At 38.8% G+C, this 18,911-nt stretch carries 15 protein-coding genes; 11 read left to right on the forward strand and 4 right to left on the reverse strand.

The window, feature by feature from the left end; translation table 11 throughout:
* Positions 1 to 2 precede the first annotated feature (2 nt).
* Complete coding sequence (locus Q0779_RS21120) at positions 3 to 1,931, reverse strand: acyltransferase family protein (RefSeq protein ID WP_298775748.1); 1,929 nt, start codon at positions 1,929 to 1,931, stop codon at positions 3 to 5.
* A 204-nt stretch (positions 1,932 to 2,135) separates the two neighbouring features.
* On the opposite strand from Q0779_RS21120, the gene Q0779_RS21125 reads away from it, so the two are divergent.
* From Q0779_RS21125 to Q0779_RS21175, 11 genes are all read left to right on the forward strand, one after another.
* Positions 2,136 to 3,350 (forward strand): SpoIIE family protein phosphatase, encoded by a 1,215-nt coding sequence (locus Q0779_RS21125; protein ID WP_298775751.1) that lies wholly within the window; start codon positions 2,136 to 2,138, stop codon positions 3,348 to 3,350.
* A 3-nt stretch (positions 3,351 to 3,353) separates the two neighbouring features.
* The gene (locus Q0779_RS21130) at positions 3,354 to 3,743 is read left to right on the forward strand and encodes an ATP-binding protein (protein WP_298775753.1); all 390 of its coding nucleotides are present in this window, start codon (positions 3,354 to 3,356) and stop codon (positions 3,741 to 3,743) included.
* A 177-nt stretch (positions 3,744 to 3,920) separates the two neighbouring features.
* Positions 3,921 to 4,280 carry an STAS domain-containing protein gene (locus Q0779_RS21135; protein WP_298775755.1) on the forward strand — a complete coding sequence of 120 codons (360 nt, stop codon included), beginning with the start codon at positions 3,921 to 3,923 and terminating at the stop codon, positions 4,278 to 4,280.
* Positions 4,281 to 4,368: 88 nt separating this feature from the next.
* A complete protein-coding gene (locus tag Q0779_RS21140; protein WP_298775756.1) occupies positions 4,369 to 5,568 on the forward strand; it encodes a polysaccharide biosynthesis/export family protein in 1,200 nt (399 codons plus the stop codon).
* The gene (locus Q0779_RS21145; RefSeq protein WP_298775758.1) at positions 5,568 to 6,989 is read left to right on the forward strand and encodes an exopolysaccharide biosynthesis protein; all 1,422 of its coding nucleotides are present in this window, start codon (positions 5,568 to 5,570) and stop codon (positions 6,987 to 6,989) included. The genes Q0779_RS21140 and Q0779_RS21145 overlap by 1 nt, the downstream gene beginning before the upstream one ends.
* Entirely contained in the window at positions 6,944 to 8,209 is a 1,266-nt protein-coding gene (locus Q0779_RS21150) for an O-antigen ligase domain-containing protein (RefSeq protein ID WP_298775759.1), read from the forward strand. The genes Q0779_RS21145 and Q0779_RS21150 overlap by 46 nt, the downstream gene beginning before the upstream one ends.
* A 94-nt stretch (positions 8,210 to 8,303) precedes the next feature.
* Positions 8,304 to 9,626 carry an oligosaccharide flippase family protein gene (locus Q0779_RS21155; protein WP_298775761.1) on the forward strand — a complete coding sequence of 441 codons (1,323 nt, stop codon included), beginning with the start codon at positions 8,304 to 8,306 and terminating at the stop codon, positions 9,624 to 9,626.
* On the forward strand, positions 9,616 to 10,656 hold the full coding sequence (locus tag Q0779_RS21160; RefSeq protein ID WP_298775762.1) for a glycosyltransferase family 2 protein: 1,041 nt from the start codon (positions 9,616 to 9,618) through the stop codon (positions 10,654 to 10,656). The genes Q0779_RS21155 and Q0779_RS21160 overlap by 11 nt, the downstream gene beginning before the upstream one ends.
* A gap of 37 nt (positions 10,657 to 10,693) precedes the next feature.
* The gene (locus Q0779_RS21165; RefSeq protein ID WP_298775764.1) at positions 10,694 to 12,631 is read left to right on the forward strand and encodes an exopolysaccharide biosynthesis polyprenyl glycosylphosphotransferase; all 1,938 of its coding nucleotides are present in this window, start codon (positions 10,694 to 10,696) and stop codon (positions 12,629 to 12,631) included.
* Between the two features lie 14 nt (positions 12,632 to 12,645).
* Positions 12,646 to 14,076, forward strand: a complete 1,431-nt coding sequence (locus Q0779_RS21170; protein WP_298775766.1) for an NDP-sugar synthase — start codon at positions 12,646 to 12,648, stop codon at positions 14,074 to 14,076.
* Between the two features lie 55 nt (positions 14,077 to 14,131).
* A complete protein-coding gene (locus Q0779_RS21175) occupies positions 14,132 to 15,367 on the forward strand; it encodes a CDP-glycerol glycerophosphotransferase family protein (RefSeq protein WP_298775767.1) in 1,236 nt (411 codons plus the stop codon).
* Here the strand turns inward: Q0779_RS21175 and Q0779_RS21180 are convergent.
* Genes Q0779_RS21180 through Q0779_RS21190 form a run of 3 tightly spaced genes read right to left on the reverse strand, consistent with a single transcriptional unit; the run spans position 15,359 to position 18,773 of the window.
* Entirely contained in the window at positions 15,359 to 16,336 is a 978-nt protein-coding gene (locus Q0779_RS21180; RefSeq protein WP_298775770.1) for a DHH family phosphoesterase, read from the reverse strand. The two genes, Q0779_RS21175 and Q0779_RS21180, sit on opposite strands and share 9 nt — an antisense overlap.
* A gap of 12 nt (positions 16,337 to 16,348) precedes the next feature.
* Positions 16,349 to 16,999 (reverse strand): adenylyl-sulfate kinase, encoded by a 651-nt coding sequence (gene cysC / locus Q0779_RS21185; protein ID WP_298775773.1) that lies wholly within the window; start codon positions 16,997 to 16,999, stop codon positions 16,349 to 16,351.
* 46 nt (positions 17,000 to 17,045) lie between these two features.
* Positions 17,046 to 18,773, reverse strand: coding sequence for an SLC13 family permease (locus Q0779_RS21190; RefSeq protein WP_298775775.1), 1,728 nt, complete (start codon positions 18,771 to 18,773; stop codon positions 17,046 to 17,048).
* Positions 18,774 to 18,911: the final 138 nt, after the last annotated feature.

Raw genomic sequence — 18,911 nt, forward strand, 5'->3', positions numbered from 1 at the left:
GTTTAATAAATAATAGGTAATAGCCAGTTCACATTATCAACCCTTTGACCAAAAAAGGTCGAACCTTCCAAAGTATGATGACCATAATCATAAAAATACTTTTGAAAATCTGGCCCTATTGCATAACAAATTGCTTTTGATTTGTTACAAATATAGTCCATACGATCTAAGACTATTAACTCTGAATACTGCTGTTTTAACTGATTTAATAATCTATCTGACTGTTTATGTAATTGCTTCCTATCTCGGTGAGTATATTGTTCAAAATGTTTTTGATTAATTTTAATCGCATCAACATCCGTAATATTCGCTTGACCTTTATCTTCTAATAATAAATTAAATAAAAAATCTGCATAGGTACGCCTTCCAAACTCTTCAAATTCATATATATTTTTAACAAATACTATTTTCTTGTCATCTAACATCGCCCGCTTAATCAATGCATCAAAAAACGCGAGATCTTGCGGTTTATACTGAGAAACATACATAACAACATCCGATGTTTGATAATTAGGTGTTTGATAAAAATTATCCTCTAATTCATTCAATTCAGTACCAAATCGAGCAACTTGAAAATATTGATGAGCTACCTCACTCCGTTTGAGTACATTATACATATCCTTAGAATGTGAATTCCCCACTATCAATAAGCGTTGCCTTGAGTCATTTAAATCGAACCAATGAATGCGATCAAACGCATTATCAGTCACACCATAGTCTGAAGTCATCGTCCTTTGCTTCAACCAATCCCAAGATGCAATCTGTAATGCCCTATTATCTGCTCGATAAGCTTTGACAATTAATTGTTTATCAGGAGAAAAACGACCATCAAAACTAAAATAAAACCCCGTCGACAAAAATGCACTACTCATCACAATGGCGGCAGTAAAAATGGCTCTTTGACTATATACCTTCTTATTTCTAAATGGCATTTCAACAAATCGCCAGCTTAAATAAGCCAATAAAATCGATGCAATACACAAGCCCAGCATTAATATAAAAGGAGGCTCTGTAAAACTTAAATATTTAGCAAAAGCAAACAAAGGCTGATGCCATAAATAAGCGCTATAACTAATTAATCCAATCCAAACAAAAACTCTTAAGCTTAAAAAAGCATGTACAAGGGTACCTGGTTGAGCAAATAAAATAATGAGCAAGGTTCCCAATGTTGGTACTAAAGTGTATAAGCTCGGAAAGGGAACTGTCTCATCAAATGCAAAAATAGCATAAATAACTAGTGCTAAACCTAATAAACTCAAGATATTTTGAATGTATTGCGTTATATTGATGGTGTGATAGTGGTAAAAAAAGAAAGCTGCAAACACACCTAAAATCAACTCCCACCCTCGTGTTGGTAATAAGTAGAAAGCCGCGTTAGGTGCATGGTATGCCCCCCATTGTGCCAACAGTAAACTCATCATAAATATCAAAACTAAACAAGCCAGTATCCACTTTAATCCTAAACGCCAAGTCCACATTAAAAATAAAGGAAACAGGATATAATACTGCTCTTCAACGGCAAGACTCCAAGTGTGTAACAAAGGTTTAAGCTCTGCAGCAGTATCGAAATAATCACTTTCGAGCCAAAATAAAATATTTGACGAGAAGGTTGAAACAGCAACCACACTTTGGGCGAAATCTTGTAAATCCATAGGCATAAACCATGCCCAAGCAAAAGGAGTGCAAACTAATATCACAAAAAATAACGCAGGTAAAATACGCCTTGCTCGACGCTCATAAAATGTCACGAGACTAAAATGACCTTGATTGAGTTCAGCTAGAATAATACTGGTGATCAGATAACCACTGATCACAAAGAAAACGTCGACTCCGACAAAGCCACCACTGAAGAGTTGAAACCCAGCGTGAAATAATATGACAGGCAATACCGCAATAGCCCTTAGTCCATCTATTTCTGCACGATACTGCAATTTTCACCCTATCCATAAGCAAAAAGTAAACTGAAATATGACTCATCTATTTTCATGAGTTTTATCAGTATAAGCAACATTATCTGGCTTCGCGAATATAACCTTCCTGTATAAAAAATGGAAAAGGCTAAAAAAACCTAAAAGTCACCAAAATTTAAATTAATTGCTATGGTTAAAGAAGGTCAGATAGCTGACGGAAATACAATGAGTTCAATCAACTTAGTTCCAGCTTTTAAATACACTTCAATTCTCATTGCTGAAGACTCTGCCACTCAGCGCTGCATTCTCAACAAAGTGCTTTCATCAATGGGACTCAATATTACCAATTGTGTCAATGGTAAAGAGGCATTAACCACCTTTAATCAAATGCCAACAGATATTGTTATTACCGATTGGCATATGCCTGAATTGAGCGGCCCAGAGCTATGTCAACAACTCAAAAAAAAACCTAATGCACCTTATATCATTATGCTAACCAGTAACATCGAAGATGAACATAAAATCTTAGGGATAGAATCTGGAGCTGATGACTATATCGCCAAACCTTATCGTGCTGGTATTCTTAAAGTAAAAATACTAGCTGCGGTGCGCATTATAAACATGCAGCTAGAATTAAAACAAAGCAACGAAAAACTGCAGACACTATTAACAAAAGAAAAGAATTATCTCAAGCAGATCCAGCAAGATCTCGACAGTGCTGCAAGATTACAGCAAGCACTATTACCCGACTCGACTCAACTGAATGAACATTGGGAAGTGGCCACATATTTCCAACCCGCAGCCGATCTGGCAGGGGATATTTTCCAATGTTTTAACATCGACAATCACCACATAGGATTTTATCTACTGGATGTCACTGGACATGGTATCGCAGCCTCAATGCAAAGCTTTACCTTAGCCCAAAGACTCGCAAGTGAACGATGTCCTTGGAACAAATTGGATCCCTCGCTTGTCGTTAACGAATTGAATCGAGATTTTGAAGATCCTGAATCTATGGGTCGATTTGCAACTTTAATGCTTGGTATATTAAATACGCAAACTGGTTCCGTGAAAATGACCAATGCTGGCCACCCAGATGCCATCATCATTAATGAAAGGGATGCTCAATTCATAAAAATTGAAGCCCAACTACCCATCGGGATCAGTAAGGATAACCAATACCAATACCAAGTATTCTCATTACATGAAAAACAAAAGTTACTCATCTATTCCGATGGTCTTTATGAATGTGTCCACCCTCGATATGGCATGTTCGGTCAAGAGCGTCTTTGCCAGCTGTGTCACTCTGCCAGCTCACTCTCTGCCTCATCGCTTATTAGACATATTAAGCACTCCATTACCTTATGGCAGTCCCACTCTTTACAAGATGATATTTCAATGATGATACTGTCTCCAATACACCATGATAAAAAAGGTTAGATTATGGTAAATCTTCAAATAAATTTAGATAAATCACATATTGATCAAATTCAAGTCTCTAAAAAAGTCAATGAATTTTTAAAACCCCATCTTAATGAACAACAAAAATTTAAAGTTGTAACTTGTATCATGGAAGTATTGGCAAACCTCATCGAACATAAAGATGATAGCCTTAAAGAAATTATCCTCATCATCCATTGTGATACTAGTGAAATTATTATCGATATACTTGATGATGCTCACTTCACTTTGTTAACCATTCCTGACACTTGTCCCAGCGTCAACGAAACATCGGGTCGTGGTTTATGGATATTACGTCAATGGATGGATAGCGTCAGTTTTCAACCCACAATATCAGGCACCCATTTACGCTTAACACTTAACAAAGAGTAAAAACAAAAATAAATTACTCATTATGATAAAAGACTAACTATATTTAACTATTAGAAACACTTTAAATGTTTTTGCGTTATGCATCGACACTTTGATAATGCTAAGTCGTCATGGATAAACTGATTGCCATTTACATTGATCTACTGATCTCATTAGGCTCAAAGGAAGGATAGCTCAATGCAATTCACCCCATTAAAAGAGAGTAACGCTTGTATTATTACTTTACCCAAAGAAATGCTCATGACCGAAACCCCAACATTAAGAGCTGCTATTCTAAAACAAATACAATCCGGCGTCACTCGGCTCATTATGGATTTACATCAAGTGGAGTTTATTGACTCAAGTGGCTTATCTGTCTTAATTTCTGCATTAAAACAAGCTCAAAAAGAAGAAGGGGAAGTCGTATTATTATCTCCTTCTGATGGTGTGAGAGCCTTAATTGAACTGACTCGGTTACATCAAGTGTTCCATATTTATGAAGATCAAGCAGCAGCAATTAACTATATATGTGGTCCCTTACCCAACGCCAGCAATTAATAAGATCATTTTTATGTGGCGATATTCATTACATTGGCTACCAAAATGTTATTTTTCCCCTCTCATTTTTGTCATTATTGTTTGTTTCATGGTAAGTGCATGCGTCACTCCCCCGACGCCACAAATGAGTGATATTTGTAATCCCCAGCATACTGAGCAATACCGATATATGTTTGAATGTCATTATTATGCCGATGATATCCCCTATTTACGGCATACTAATCTACAGTCTCCTAAAAAAGAATTAAAATACAAACATAATACTCAAAGGTATGTGGTCCAAAACCATCAACCTCCACTCCCCATGGAGCATATCATTTCAACTGGTGACAGGTTTGATATAAAAATTCTAAATGGAGAAGAATTTGAAGCTCAAGTGGAAGTGGATAATCAAGGTTATATCTATTTACCTTACTTAGACCCTATCTATGCTTATGGTAAAAGTATTCAGCAATTAAAAAGGGATATCATCAATATATTAATAAAAGAGCAGCTCATCCAGCAAAAAAATATTCGATTGAGTGTCAACCCATTACGCTGGGCATCCATTCAAGTCACAGTTTCCGGAGCCGTATACCACCCTGGTCAGTATGTCATTAATAACCGTTCCGAACGTGATCTAATGGATGATGCAAATATTCACACGGGCGATAGTGCGATAAAACGGACGATTGCGCAAGCAATAAAATCAGCAGGAGGTGTTAGCCCTAATGCCAAAATAAGTAAAGTCAGTGTGACTCGAGGGCTGCATACCTATTATTTTGATTTATCAGGCATCATAACCGGCGCTCCCGTTCCTTTTTTTCCCTTAATTGAAGCCGATCATATTCATGTAGAAGAAAGCTATTATTTTGATGAAGCTCTTGTCAGGCCATCTCAAATCACCGTCCCTGGTATCAGAGTGTTTATGTCTAACTTAACCGTACCAGCTAGCAGTAATTCTCAATCGGCACTGGACACACAAGCAACCCGTTTTCCTTATGGCACTCGATTACTTGGTGCAGCAATAGCAGGAAATTGTGTTGGCGGCGCACAATCGACAAATGCATCCAGGTATATATTGTTAACAACAAAAAACCCTCTTACACAAAAAATCGATGTGATTGAACGTTCAATTGACACCTTAATAACTCGTGCATGGGTACCGGGAATGAACCCACTTATATTACCCAGTGATGGTATCGCCTGTTATGATTCACGCATAACCAACTTCAGAGAAATCGTCAAAACCATTACTGAAATCATTATCCCAGCAACATTACTGGAATGGATAGGTAAAGAGGCATAATGACGAGCAATAAATCCCAACATACCTCTCGTACCCTTATTCGATTAAAAAATGCTATCGTTTCTGGCAGTAATATGTCTAGAAAACAGAGACGTAAGGTATATATACAAACGGCTGCTGCGAGTATTGCATTCATTTGGTTGCTCATTATTATTGTCATTCTTATCATACCCACACAGTACGTCAGTAAATGGACACTGATATTACCAGGCGCTGGCGCTGGCGCCGTCGTCAGCTTAGACAGCATCGGACAAGCAAACAGCTCATCAAAATCCCCCTATGCCAGCTCAGCCATCGATCCCAGAGAAAACTATAAAGCTATTGCGACAAGCTATATCGTGCGTAGCCAAGCAGCTAAGGCCCTTGACGTACCCACCAGCGCAGTTGCAAAACCGAAATTAAAACTGCCAAGTCAAACTGGATTAATGCAATTTAGTATCAAAGCCAATACTGCTAAAATGGCACAAAAACTGGCTTGGGCGAATTATAATAGCCTACAAACATTACTGACAACACTCAGAGATGATGAAATAAAACAAAGAGAAATGAGTATTAAATCTGGCATGGAAGGCTTTGTAAATAAAGTCGGAGACACCCATGACAAAGTGCTTGATTTCCAATCAGAGACAAAACTACTCTCACCAGAGCAATTTAAAGAGCTCGCACTCACAATTGAAAGGCTTCGTCATTCTCAAGTAAATATGCAAGCACAGCTACACGGTCTCGATTCCAGTATAACAACATTAGAGGAGCACCTCTCATTAACAACAGCACAAGCCAGTGATTTACTTACACTCAGAAATGATCAACTTTACCGTCAACTCCTCATTAATTACGCTCTTTCAAATGCGTCATTAGCCGAACTAACAGGACAGCATGGTAACAAACATCCAAAACTGACGAATCAACGGGATAAACAAACATCATTACTTGTAGCACTTAAAAAGCGAAGCCAAACACTCATAGGTTATCAAGATCCTCGCTTTATACTCATGCTATCAGCTGAAAACACGGATGGCCGTGCCATATTAATCAAAGAATTACTGAGTTTATCAACAAAAGCTGCAGGTCTTAGGAGTGAACTTGATTCATTAACCGTTCAAATCGCACAACTACAAGAAATATTAATCGATAATAATGATGAAATAGCCAAGCTAAATGATCTCAACAGAGAATATCAGGTCGCCACTGCTGTATTTACTTCTGCGCTAGCTAAAATGGATGTCGGTAAAGCCGATATTTATTCTGCTTATCCTTTAATACAATTACTGGAAGCCCCCACACTTCCAAGAAAACCCGATAAGCTCTTTACTTTACTGACTTTAGTTGGAGGTGTAGCTGCAAGTTTATTTATTCTCATAGGACTGGCCTTATTATGGATCCGCAAACCTATTCTCCAAAAAATTCTGACGAGCGATTAATCTGGTATAGCATCACCTGGACTTATGGCTTTTGGTTATTTGGCGCAATGTATTTTATTGCTCCAGTGATTGGCTGGATATTATTCTTGAGAATGTTAAAACGTATTGCCTTGGATAATCAAACATTTAGTTTTAGTATTGCCAATCAAATTTGGTGCCTAGGCATGTTCATCATGTTAATCGCACTCTTTGTTGGTCACTTGAATTTTAATTTAGGAACATTAAAACTCATCAAATCCAGTATTGGTTGGGCTAAAGGATGGGCCCTAATAGCCATTTTTCCTTTACTCGGTGCATTGGATATTCGCCCTCAACTGTTATATAGAGCCACTTGTATTGTATGCAAACATACTCTCATCATTTTTCCATTTCTCTTTATTGCCTGGAAAGTCGGACTGCCATCAACCTTATATATATCCCCCTTAAAAATACTGGGAGGATCAGGCGCTGAATACTTTAGTGTCAGTTTATATGAAATCGATCCCGGCAGCGGCCAACCAAGGTGGCGTCTATTTGCTCCATGGGCGCCTGCGTTAGGCATGGTTGCTAATTTATTTTTTATCTTTGCGACACAAGAGCCAAATAAACGCTACCGTTGGTACGGTTATTTAGGTAGCATATTGATGATCCTTATCTCTCAATCCAGACTCGGTTTAGCATGTTATCTCATGTTAATCGGTTATTTTACGTTTATTCGTTGGTTAAAATCCCCCATATTATACTTTTTTGCCAGTCCATTATTATTACTGCTCGGCATATTCGGTGTCCAAGTCATAGAAAAAATTGAAAGTACAATCAGTGCCATAAAAGCAGCCAGAGCTGGCTCAACACGCGTCAGAAAACACCTAGGCGAAATCGCTGTACAACGTTGGTATAATGAAGCCTTCACTTGGGGCCATGGGATCGTCGAAAAAGGGCCACATCTTGTTCAATATATGCCCATAGGCACCCATCACACTTGGTACGGATTATTATTTGTCAAAGGTATTGTAGGCGCTCTTTCTTTGGGTATTCCCATGCTAATCAGTTTTATTTTATTATTACGCTATATCAATCATTCTAAAACAATTCAGGTTGCTTTTGCTTTTTTGCTGCAACTAGTTGTCTATACATTTGGCGAAAACTTAGAAACCTTAGCCTACCTATATTGGCCCGGTTTAATCATTATAGGGATCGCATTTAAACAAATTGATATCTTCAAAAAAGCATCTAACAATTAATATTATTGACAAAAAATCACTAAAGTTTTTTTTTATCTCCTATACTATGATCTATTGAATACGATAGGGTATTCTTGATGTTCGAGGTAAAGGAATGCCTAATTGGTTTAGATCTATTTTTAAATCAAATAGCCACCAAATTTTGGGCAAGAGTCTCTTTTGGCTAGGCTCAGCCCAAATCATAGGACGCGTTGTCAGACTGGTGTCAAGCATCATTATTGCTAGGCTACTCACTCCGGAAAATTTTGGCGAAGTGGCCATTATTCTCACCAGTTTTGAGTTAATTAGCACTCCACTAAGACGCCTGACCACAGCACCTTTAGTAAAACTAAGCGATGATGATTTTCGTCAAGCTCTGACGAATGCGAATAAAATTAATTGGCTGTCTTCAATTGCTGCGTTCATTGTCATGTCATTACTCAGCTTAGTCTTGAGTCATTTTTATCAAAACACCGATTTTGTACTGCCAATGATATTCATGGCATGCAGCTATTTGATATTACCCTTAGGTAAACTTCACGTCGCATTCAATTTACGTCAAAATCGTATGCGCGTTGTCGGCAGAGCAGTTTTATGGCAGACCCTCTTAGATGGTGTGTTTACAGCCATACTTGCCCTCATTGGCTTTGGTATTTGGGCCATTATTATTCCGAAAGTATTAGTCACCTTTGTCTGGGTATTTATCCATACCTATAAAAATCCACTTCCGAGGCAAAAAACACAAGAAAAAAAGGAATACATTAATCCCCCCCCGCTCAAAGCCCATTCTTCAAATGCATTATTGAAATTTGGCCTCCCCGTCAGCATAAGTGATATCGCACTGGCCGCTAGGCAAAATATCGATTATTTGCTTATAGGCTACTTTCTAGGCGTTGAAGCTCTGGGCATTTACTTTTTTGCATTTAACACCAGTTTAGGGATCAGCCTTGGGCTTATCCAAAGTTATGGCGTCGCCTTGTACTCACATTTATGTAAACCATCTGAAGAAAGCTTACACATAAAATTTCAGCAATCTTTAAAGTTTATTTTGCTGTTAACAATCCCATTAATCACATTACAAGCCAGCCTTTCACCTTGGTATGTTCCACTTATCTACGGTGAAAAATGGGTTGAAGCAGGCGCCCTTCCGGTGTTTATTCTATTATGCCTAAGTGGCCTAGTCAGACCTTTAGGAGAAGCGGCCAGTCAATATTTAATCAGCAGTGGCCGTACTCAGTTAAACTTGAAAGCAAACCTTATACTCACCCTGTTATTAATCATATCCATCAGTTTTGCAAGCTTTTGGGGACTCACTGCCATCGCCTGTGCCAGTTTAATTTGCTATTGCATTACCCTACCCACATTCACCTACTTTTTAATTAAACAGCAAGACAAGCAGACTAATGCATTGAAAAAGGAGTTACCCAATGACGCCTAAATTCTCAGTCATTATGCCAGTCTATAATGTCGAAGACTTTGTTGCCGAGGCCATCCAATCAGTGCTCGATCAAAGTACTATCGATTTTGAACTCATCATTGTCAATGATTGCGCTACCGACAACAGCTTAAAAATATGCCAAGCCTTTAATGATCCAAGCATTATTATTGTTAACCATGAGGTAAACAAAGGACTCGCAGCTGCTCGTAACACTGGAGTGCGCAATGCGAAAGGAGAATATTTAGCGTTTTTAGACTCGGATGATTGTTGGCATAAGGATAAATTGACCGCCCATTTAAAGCACCTTGATAATTCACCTCAAGTTGGCATTAGTTTCGCCCGCTCAGCATTTATGGACTTTGAAGGAAATAAGCTTGATATTTATCAAATGCCTCAACTGACCAATATCGATACTGGTCTTTTGTTATGTCGAAATCCCGTTGGAAATGGCTCTGCTCCTGTCATTCGAAAATGTACATTTGATGATATTGCTTTTACATCTGACACTTATAGTCCTGGAGAAAAATGTTACTTCGATGAATCCTTTAGGCAATCAGAAGATATTGAATGCTGGTTAAGAATTGTCGCCACCACTCAATGGCAAATGGAAGGGCTTGCAATGCCATTGACTTATTACCGTCTCAACCGAAAAGGCTTATCATCTAATTTAATGAAACAATTCGCTTCTTGGGAAAAAATGATCGATAAGGCAAGAATATTTGCGCCAAATGTACTGCAGAAGTTCGAAAAAAAAGCACGAGCCTACCAATTACGCTATTTGGCTCGCCAAGCTATCAGAAATGACAACGGTAAAGAAGCAGTAAAATTTGTCAATAAAGCACTTTTTGAAGCACCGTCAATTCTCAAAGATGAGACAAGCAGAACGCTAGCCACCTTAGCGGCGGCTTATATGCTCTTCTGTCTTCCCCATGCTTTATACCAGCAATGTGAAAAACTGGCGCATAACATCATAGGTTATTCGCAAAAATTAAAGATTAAACGGGACCAGCAAACCCTTAACAGGAGTTAATATGAACAAGGGTCATTCAATTAACATTAGTAAACGAATGAAGATATTTATCCGTTTTATCGATATATTATTCGCTTCTTTACTATTAATACTATTCTCACCCATTTTACTGTATATGTGGTTAAAAAGACGTTGGCAATTTGGCAAAAGTATCGAGCTAATTTACATTTACGGAAAAGGTCATCACCTCATTGGATTATATCAATTTACAGGTGGCAGTTTTTGGACAAAATTACCTCAGCTTTTCAATTTACTAGAAGGAGAAATCACGTTACTCGGCATAAAAAATTATTACAGCTGTGAAGAAAAACCAAAAATAAATCATAAACCTGGCTTGATGTCTTTTGAAATCATCAATGCAAATATAGGATTAAGCTTTGAATCAGAAAAAGAATCACTAACACTTATGCATAAAAGTATAAGGGCATATTGTCTCGCTTTGGTTCAAGCACTGTTTTCATATATGCTTTTTTCATCCATTAAGCCCCATAAAAAACAAGCAAAAAATAAACTGACATTACTAGGCATTTCTCTTAAAAATATGACAATGGTGAAACTCATCTCGACCATTATCTCAAAAACCAGAAGTGCCCAAAAAATGGAGCAATTTATTTTTATGAACGCCGATTGCTTCAATATCAGTGTACATAACAATCAATATAAAAATGTTCTAAAATCATGTCAGTATATTTTAGGTGATGGTATCGGCATTCGTATTGCCAGTATTTGGAAAGGCATCGCCCTTAAAGATAATCTCAATGGCAGCGACATGTTTCCCCTACTTTGTAAGCAACTAGCACAAGAAGAACTTCCTCTTTATTTGCTCGGTGGCAAGCCCGGTATCGCAGAAAAAGTGGCTAAGAATATGCAAAAGCAATATCCAAAACTCATTATTGCCGGAACACAGCATGGCTATTATCATCTCGACAAGAGTACCAATAACCACAATATTATTAATGCGATTAATCAATCAAAAGCAAAAATATTATTAGTCGCCATGGGAGTGCCGACTCAGGAGCTATGGCTAAATAAATATCAATCACAACTCAAAGTCGGTGTTGGTATAGGGGTCGGTGGACTGTTTGATTTTTATTCAGATAATATTAAACGAGCGCCTCTGTGGTTAAGGCAAATGGGCATGGAATGGGTGTACCGCCTCATCCAGGAACCTAAAAGAATGTGGAAACGCTATATCATAGGTAACCCATTTTTTTTAATTCGCATCTGGAAAGACATTAGGCAATCACAAAAACAAAAACCATCGCCTTCTTCGATACAACAATCAACACTCACTCGCACCAAGCAAACTTTTATCCAGCTAGAATTTAATGCCAAAAAAGCTAAGGTTCTTCGTTCCCGCCACCTCGCGAGACAAAAACTCAACAAATTAAGTAAACGCATACTGGATATTCTTATTTCTACATTAGCCATAATTATCTTATCACCATTACTACTTCTGATTGCTTTACTCATTCGTCTAGAATCTTCTGGTCCAGTATTTTACTCTCAACAAAGAGCTGGAATGGATAATCGGCCATTTACCATGTGGAAATTTCGGTCAATGTATCTTGATGCCAATGAACGGCTTAAAAACCTCACAAATGAAATGCAAGGAGGTGTGATATTCAAAATGAAATCCGATCCTCGTATAACAAAGGTCGGTAAAGCTATTCGCAAAACATCAATCGATGAATTACCCCAACTATGGAATGTACTCAAAGGCGATATGTCTCTAGTTGGACCAAGACCGGCACTGCCAACTGAAGTTGAACAATACAACTTAAATCATCGAACTCGATTAAGTGTCAAACCTGGCATTACTTGCATTTGGCAGGTAACAGGTCGATCTGATATTCCTTTTGAACAACAAGTCGAACTCGACACAGATTATATATACCAACAATCATTACTTGCTGATATCTGGCTACTAATAAAAACAATCCCTGCCGTCATTTTAACCCGAGGGGCTTATTAGAGGAGGAGATAAACATGGACGTACTTATTTTTGCCCATAGACACGGTAATGAACTAAGCCCTTTAAATCAATATTATTGTCCCGCTATGTTACCTGTGGGCAATAAAGCCGTTATTGATTACACAATGGATGACTTATCTAATAATAATATTAAAAAGGTCAAGATCATTATCGCAGGTGATACTTCAGCCATTAGCAATCATTTAAAACGAGGCGAAAAATGGGGAGTTGATATAGAATATTTCTTATGCAAAGAGCAAGAAAGCATCAGTCATATTCTAAAACGCCTCACGCTAACATCAAACACACCTTTGCTGCTTATTCAGGGAGACACATTAAGAAGTCCTTGTTTGGCATCATTTTTAACCAAAGCCCAATCGAACAAATCTAAATATATTCAAGCCAGTATGCAAGGAAAAAATGCGGGGATAGTCTTATCCCCCAACGCAAAAAGTATGGCTAATGATCTTCATCTGTTGACCAATAATGACTCTGAAACATTAATATTAAAAGCGAAGGAAAAACAAACGGTCACTATAACCTTATCGGGCAAATGCTACCCCATAAATAACTTTGGTTCACTTGTAAAGGCAAATCTAGATTTAGCAAATTTAGCCATTTCAGGATTAAAACCGACTGGGCGAAAATATGTAACCCCTCAACAATCAGAAACCAATATTTACCTCAATGCCAAAACCAATATCGACAATCTGAATACCCATAACAGCACTGGCATTATCGGGCAATCCAGCCAAATAGCCAGCTCAATAACATTGAAAGGCACCAACGTCATAGGAAGTGACTGCGTTATAGACAACCATTGCCATCTTGAAAATAGTTTAATTATGCCCAATACTTATGTGGGTCAGGGACTGGATGTTATAGACGCTATTTTATGCCACAATATATTGATATCAATAAAAAATAATGTTTGTATCCAATTGGATGACCCGGTCATTTTGAGCCATAACAGCAATCAGGAAAGCCCTCATAACACTCCTATATCAGACAGAATACTCGCGTTATTTGGTTTGATCATCACAGGTTGTCTATCACCCATTTTTATGATTTGGGCGCTTTTGGCCAGTCCGCTTGATCCAATAAAGCAATATGTTGTCTTCGATAACAATGGTAAGAAAATTAAAAGCTGGCAATGGAACTTACCCTCCCCTTTATTTTCTCAACTACCAGTACTCATCCATGTTCTGCTTGGTAAACTTGATCTTTTTGGTTATGCACCACAGACTCAAATTAAAGATTTTGAGCAGTTTAAGCTTGACAACATACGCTATGGTTTATTTGGCCCAGTTCAATTTTTTCTTAAGCCCTCGGCACCAGAAGAGGAAAAATCCATGATTGAAGCTACCTTCAAGCATACTAAAGGAAAAAAGAAATATATTTCCTTAATATGGAATGCCATCAGAAACTCTCCTCAAATCAATTAAAAATCCCATTAGTTTACTCTAACCACAAGCTTAATGATTAAAGGAGTCTAAGGTTATGAACATAGCACTTTTCAAAGGAATACTGATAAAAATTTTATACACATTGTCCAAGTTTTCACCTCGGAATCACAATAAAGCGGTATTTGGCAGCTATAAAAATCGCTTTACTGATAATGCCAAGTACCTTTATCTTCACTGGCAACAAACTAGATTTATCAGGAATATCTGGATCAGTGGCGATAAAGCTCTCATCAACACACTCAATAAACAAGGCATGGAAGCATATCACCGCCGTTCAATAAAAGGGATTTATCATGCGCTAACAGCCAAATACTTTTTTTATAACAGCTATATCGGTGACGTTAATCAATATTTCGCCAACGGTGCCATTAAAGTCAATCTCTGGCATGGTTCTCCTTTAAAACGTATCGAATTTGATATTGTTAAAGGCCCCCTTTCTAAGGTTTATCACCCCAAAAAACAATCATACAACCTACTACATCATCAAGAATATACGCCACCTGACATTATTCTTAGCCCAAGCAAATTAACCGATAAAATTTTTTGTAGTGCATTTAAATTATCCACAGAAGCCCTACTGCGCTCCACCAGCCCCAGAATTGACTTTCATCACCGTTATCCACAACAACAAAAAACAAAACAAGATATTTTTAACCATATGAATATAAAGGAAACACCAGAAAGTCATTTACTGCTATACACACCTTCATGGCGAGATAAATACCAAGATAAAAACCCCTATAAAACAGCATTTGACTGGGAAACATTATCGAATAAATTAGTAAAATCTAACTCCTTACTTTTGATAAGGTTACACCCTAATGAAATTCATTTAGCCAAAGAACTTGAACAGTACAATAATGTCCTTGATATTTCCCATTGGGAAGATGTTTACTCAATATTGGGAAGCGTTGATTTATTAATCACAGATTACTCATCTTTATTTATTGATGCACTACAATATAATGTTCCTGTCATTTTCTATCGTTTTGACAAGGAATGGTATGAAAGTCAATGCCGTGAAAACTACGACTTTGTAGAAAAAATATCTGGCATTGGCCCAGAATATACTCAATTTGATGAATTGCTTGTTGCCTTAAACCTCGAAGAAAAAGAAAAAATCAAAAGTGATCAGCATCTTCCCCCCTACTCGGTTTGTCACCCTTTTCATTCCGCTTATGAGGATGCCAAACAACATTTTTGGGAACCCAGTCACAAAGACGCTTTTGAGCACATTGAAACATACGTCAATCAATCACAATCAAGGTAATGTGTAATATTCTTCAGTGAGTTGAATTAAGCGGGTGAGCTCATTGACTGCCAGCACATTAATCCCTGCCGCCGCTTCTCGCCCGCCACCCGTAGCAAACTGACTACATATCCTTGCCGCACCTTGTTTATTATTCAGCGGAGCACGCAAAGAGACCATGACCTCTTGCGCCGATTGCGCCGATTGCGTGGTTAAGACTAAATGCGCCTTATTTGGGGCGCTATTGGCTAAATGATTACCCAATACACCACTAATACGACTCGACCAAGGCCTATCAGGCAAACGATAAACACTCACAATATCGCTGCTATAATCGGGAGCAATGGCTAGCGCATTGGCAAAATCCTCATCGAACGCGGCTTTTAATTGATAATAAATCGAGCTTGTATCTTCAAATAATGAAAACGGATCGGGAAACGCTAATAATGCTTCAAATAACGCCTTAGGGTGAAAATGTAATTCCTCAACACGGCTTCCATAACCATTATAATTAATTAAAGTCCCTAGGCTCTTTAGTTGATCTGCTTGCTCATCACTGAGTCCCGCATCTGTTGCCAACGTATCAGCCACCTTAATTAAATTATCCCCATAAGCCGCTGCAATAGCCCAAGTATGGTATTGTCCCTTAAGCACTTCATCGACAATGAGCCCAGTACAAATATTGGCATCAAGATGAATATGGGCCGTTAAATTATCATCCTTTGGAATGGCACCACTTTGATGATGATCGGCATAAAAAATGGAAACGCCTCGCTCAAGCGCTCTTGTTAATCCCTGCTGATTTTTTTGCATCGACACATCAAGTACCGTGACCGTATCACCCGCTTGTAATTGGTCACTGAGCTGATTAAGCAAGTCAATGTCCCGCTTAACACCTGTGATCAACTCGCTCTGTCTCGGCTCTGCCAACCTTAATTGCAGTAATGCAATAATGCCATCGGCATCACCGTTAAAAATATCGTAATGCATGACACCTTTACCTTATGGCTTTATGACCTTATGGATCAGCCCTTGTTCTTGCAAATAATCCACCACTTGCTGCGCGCAAGACTCTATACTTTTGCCTGCGGTTTCAACACGTATTTCTGGGCTTTCTGGCGCCTCATAGGCCGAATCAATGCCCGTAAAATGTTTAATCTCACCGCTGCGCGCTTTTTGATATAAGCCTTTAGGATCGCGCTGCTCACACACTTCAAGAGGCGTATCGATAAACACTTCAATAAAATGAGCCTCTTGATTCAAGCGACGCACTAAATCTCTATCAGCTTTAAAAGGCGAAATAAAGGCCGTTAATACCAATAAACCCGCATCCACAAACAGCTTTGACACTTCGCCAATACGGCGAATATTCTCCACTCTATCGAGATCTGAAAAACCTAAATCACCATTGAGTCCATGACGCACATTATCGCCATCAAGCACATATGTATGACACGTTAGTTGATGTAGCAACCTATCCACCGCATTGGCAACAGTTGATTTTCCCGAGCCACTTAACCCCGTAAACCACAATATGGCGGCTTTATGATGTTTAATACTCGCCCGCTCGTCATGACTCACACTGGCTTGATGCCATACTACATTTGCCGATTTATCAGGATCATCAAGATTAATATAAGGTGATTTCGCCATGTTACTTCCTATCCATTATGTCTTTGCTTTATAAAAAATAAACAACTCAAAAAGGGAAAAATACTGGTACTGCCAACAACACTATCGCTGCATAAGTCACACTCACCGCCGCGCCCACTTTAAAAAAGTCAGTCAGCTTGTAACGCCCCGCATTAAACACCATTAAATTAGTCTGGTAACCATAAGGACTGATAAAACTGCCACTGGCTGCAAAAGCCACTGTCATCACAAAAGGCATCACATCAACCCCTAACCCCAACGCAATACTGTAAGCAACAGGAAACATCAGCGCCGCAGCCGCATTATTGGTGACCAGCTCTGTCATTAACCAAGTCGCCACATACACCGCGATTAAGGCTAAATACACATGACTCTTATCCGCCCCCGTATTGACCCAATGACTCAATATCGATACTAGATCAGAATTCACCAATGCATGGGATAATAAAATAGCTGTCGACACCACTAACCAAATATCGATGGGAAAACGGCGGGTAATTTCATTCACACTGATACAGCCTGTGAAAATTAAAATCCCCAATAACAACAACATGGACTGCATCATATCCAACAGGCCCGTGGTGGCTAATCCCACACCGGCTAAAAAACCGCCTATGGCTAACCACGCTTTCCAACCATTGAGCCTAACTTCGGGTTCAACCCCACTGAGTACAATAAAGTTTTTACTGATGTTACGCCGACTGGGATAATCTTCACCCACAGCGAGGACTAAAAAGTCACCACTTCGAATAAGCACTTCCCCTAATTTACCCGATATTTGCTCGCCATCTCGGCGAATAGCCACCACAGCGGCATCAAACAAAGCTCGAAACCCCGTTGATTTAAGACTACTCCCCACTAAAATACTTTCAGGGCGCACCACCACTTCGGTTAAGTTTCTATCCAATAACCCATTTTTATGCGCAAAAGATTCAAGCCCAGTAAATTGATCTAACTGCCTGACCTTGGTGACCTCACCAGAAAAAATCAGTTTATCATTTTCTTCAATCACTTCAGTGGGCGCAACAGGACTAATCAATCTGCCATCACGCACCACCTCCACTAAAAATAAGGACTCAAGGTGACGCAAGCCATTAGCTTCAACGCTGCGACCAATCAGCTCCGATCCTGCTTTCACCTTAGCATCAATAAAATACCCTTTTGAGCCATTATTTTCCGCATTAATGTTAGGCAGCCAAGTACTGGTTATCCTGAGCACAATACCGCACCCTAAGACCAATAACGCACCCACGGCAGTAAAAGAGAAAAAATGTAAACTCTTCCCTTGCGCCTCAATATATAAACTGTTCACAATTAAGTTAGTCGAAGTGCCGATTAACGTCAGTGTGCCCCCTAAAATAGCGGCATAGGACAAAGGCAATAGTAACTTACTGGCAAAATGATGTGGGTTATTGCGTATAGGCGATAACAGTGTCGCCACCACCGCCGTGTTATTGAGCAGTGCTGAGCATAATGCGGTGATCCCAAATAATCTCAGCCAAGTGGATTGATAGTTACTCACTATCATTTTTGAGGCGATAACACGTAATAAGCGGGTTTTTTCCAATGCAAATGAACACAAGACCAATAGCACTAAGGTCACCAATCCAGGATTGACCATACTGGACAATAATTGCTCTCGTGACACTAAACCTAAGGCCACCAGCGACATTAACGTCACCCCAAAAACAGCGGCTGGGCGCTGCTGAAATGTCACTAATCCTAAGATAGTGCCCAAAAAAATCCCTAAGGTTAAATAAGCATCAATAGACATAAGACCTCAGATGATTAAAACGAAATAAACCATTAATCCATTTGCTAAAAAGTCATCATTCACAATGTCATAAACAATGTCATAAACAATGTCATAAACAATGTCATAAACAATGTCATAAACAATGTCATAAACAAT

Source organism: uncultured Shewanella sp. (genome assembly GCF_947491715.1).
In the GTDB taxonomy this organism is placed as follows: domain Bacteria; phylum Pseudomonadota; class Gammaproteobacteria; order Enterobacterales; family Shewanellaceae; genus Shewanella.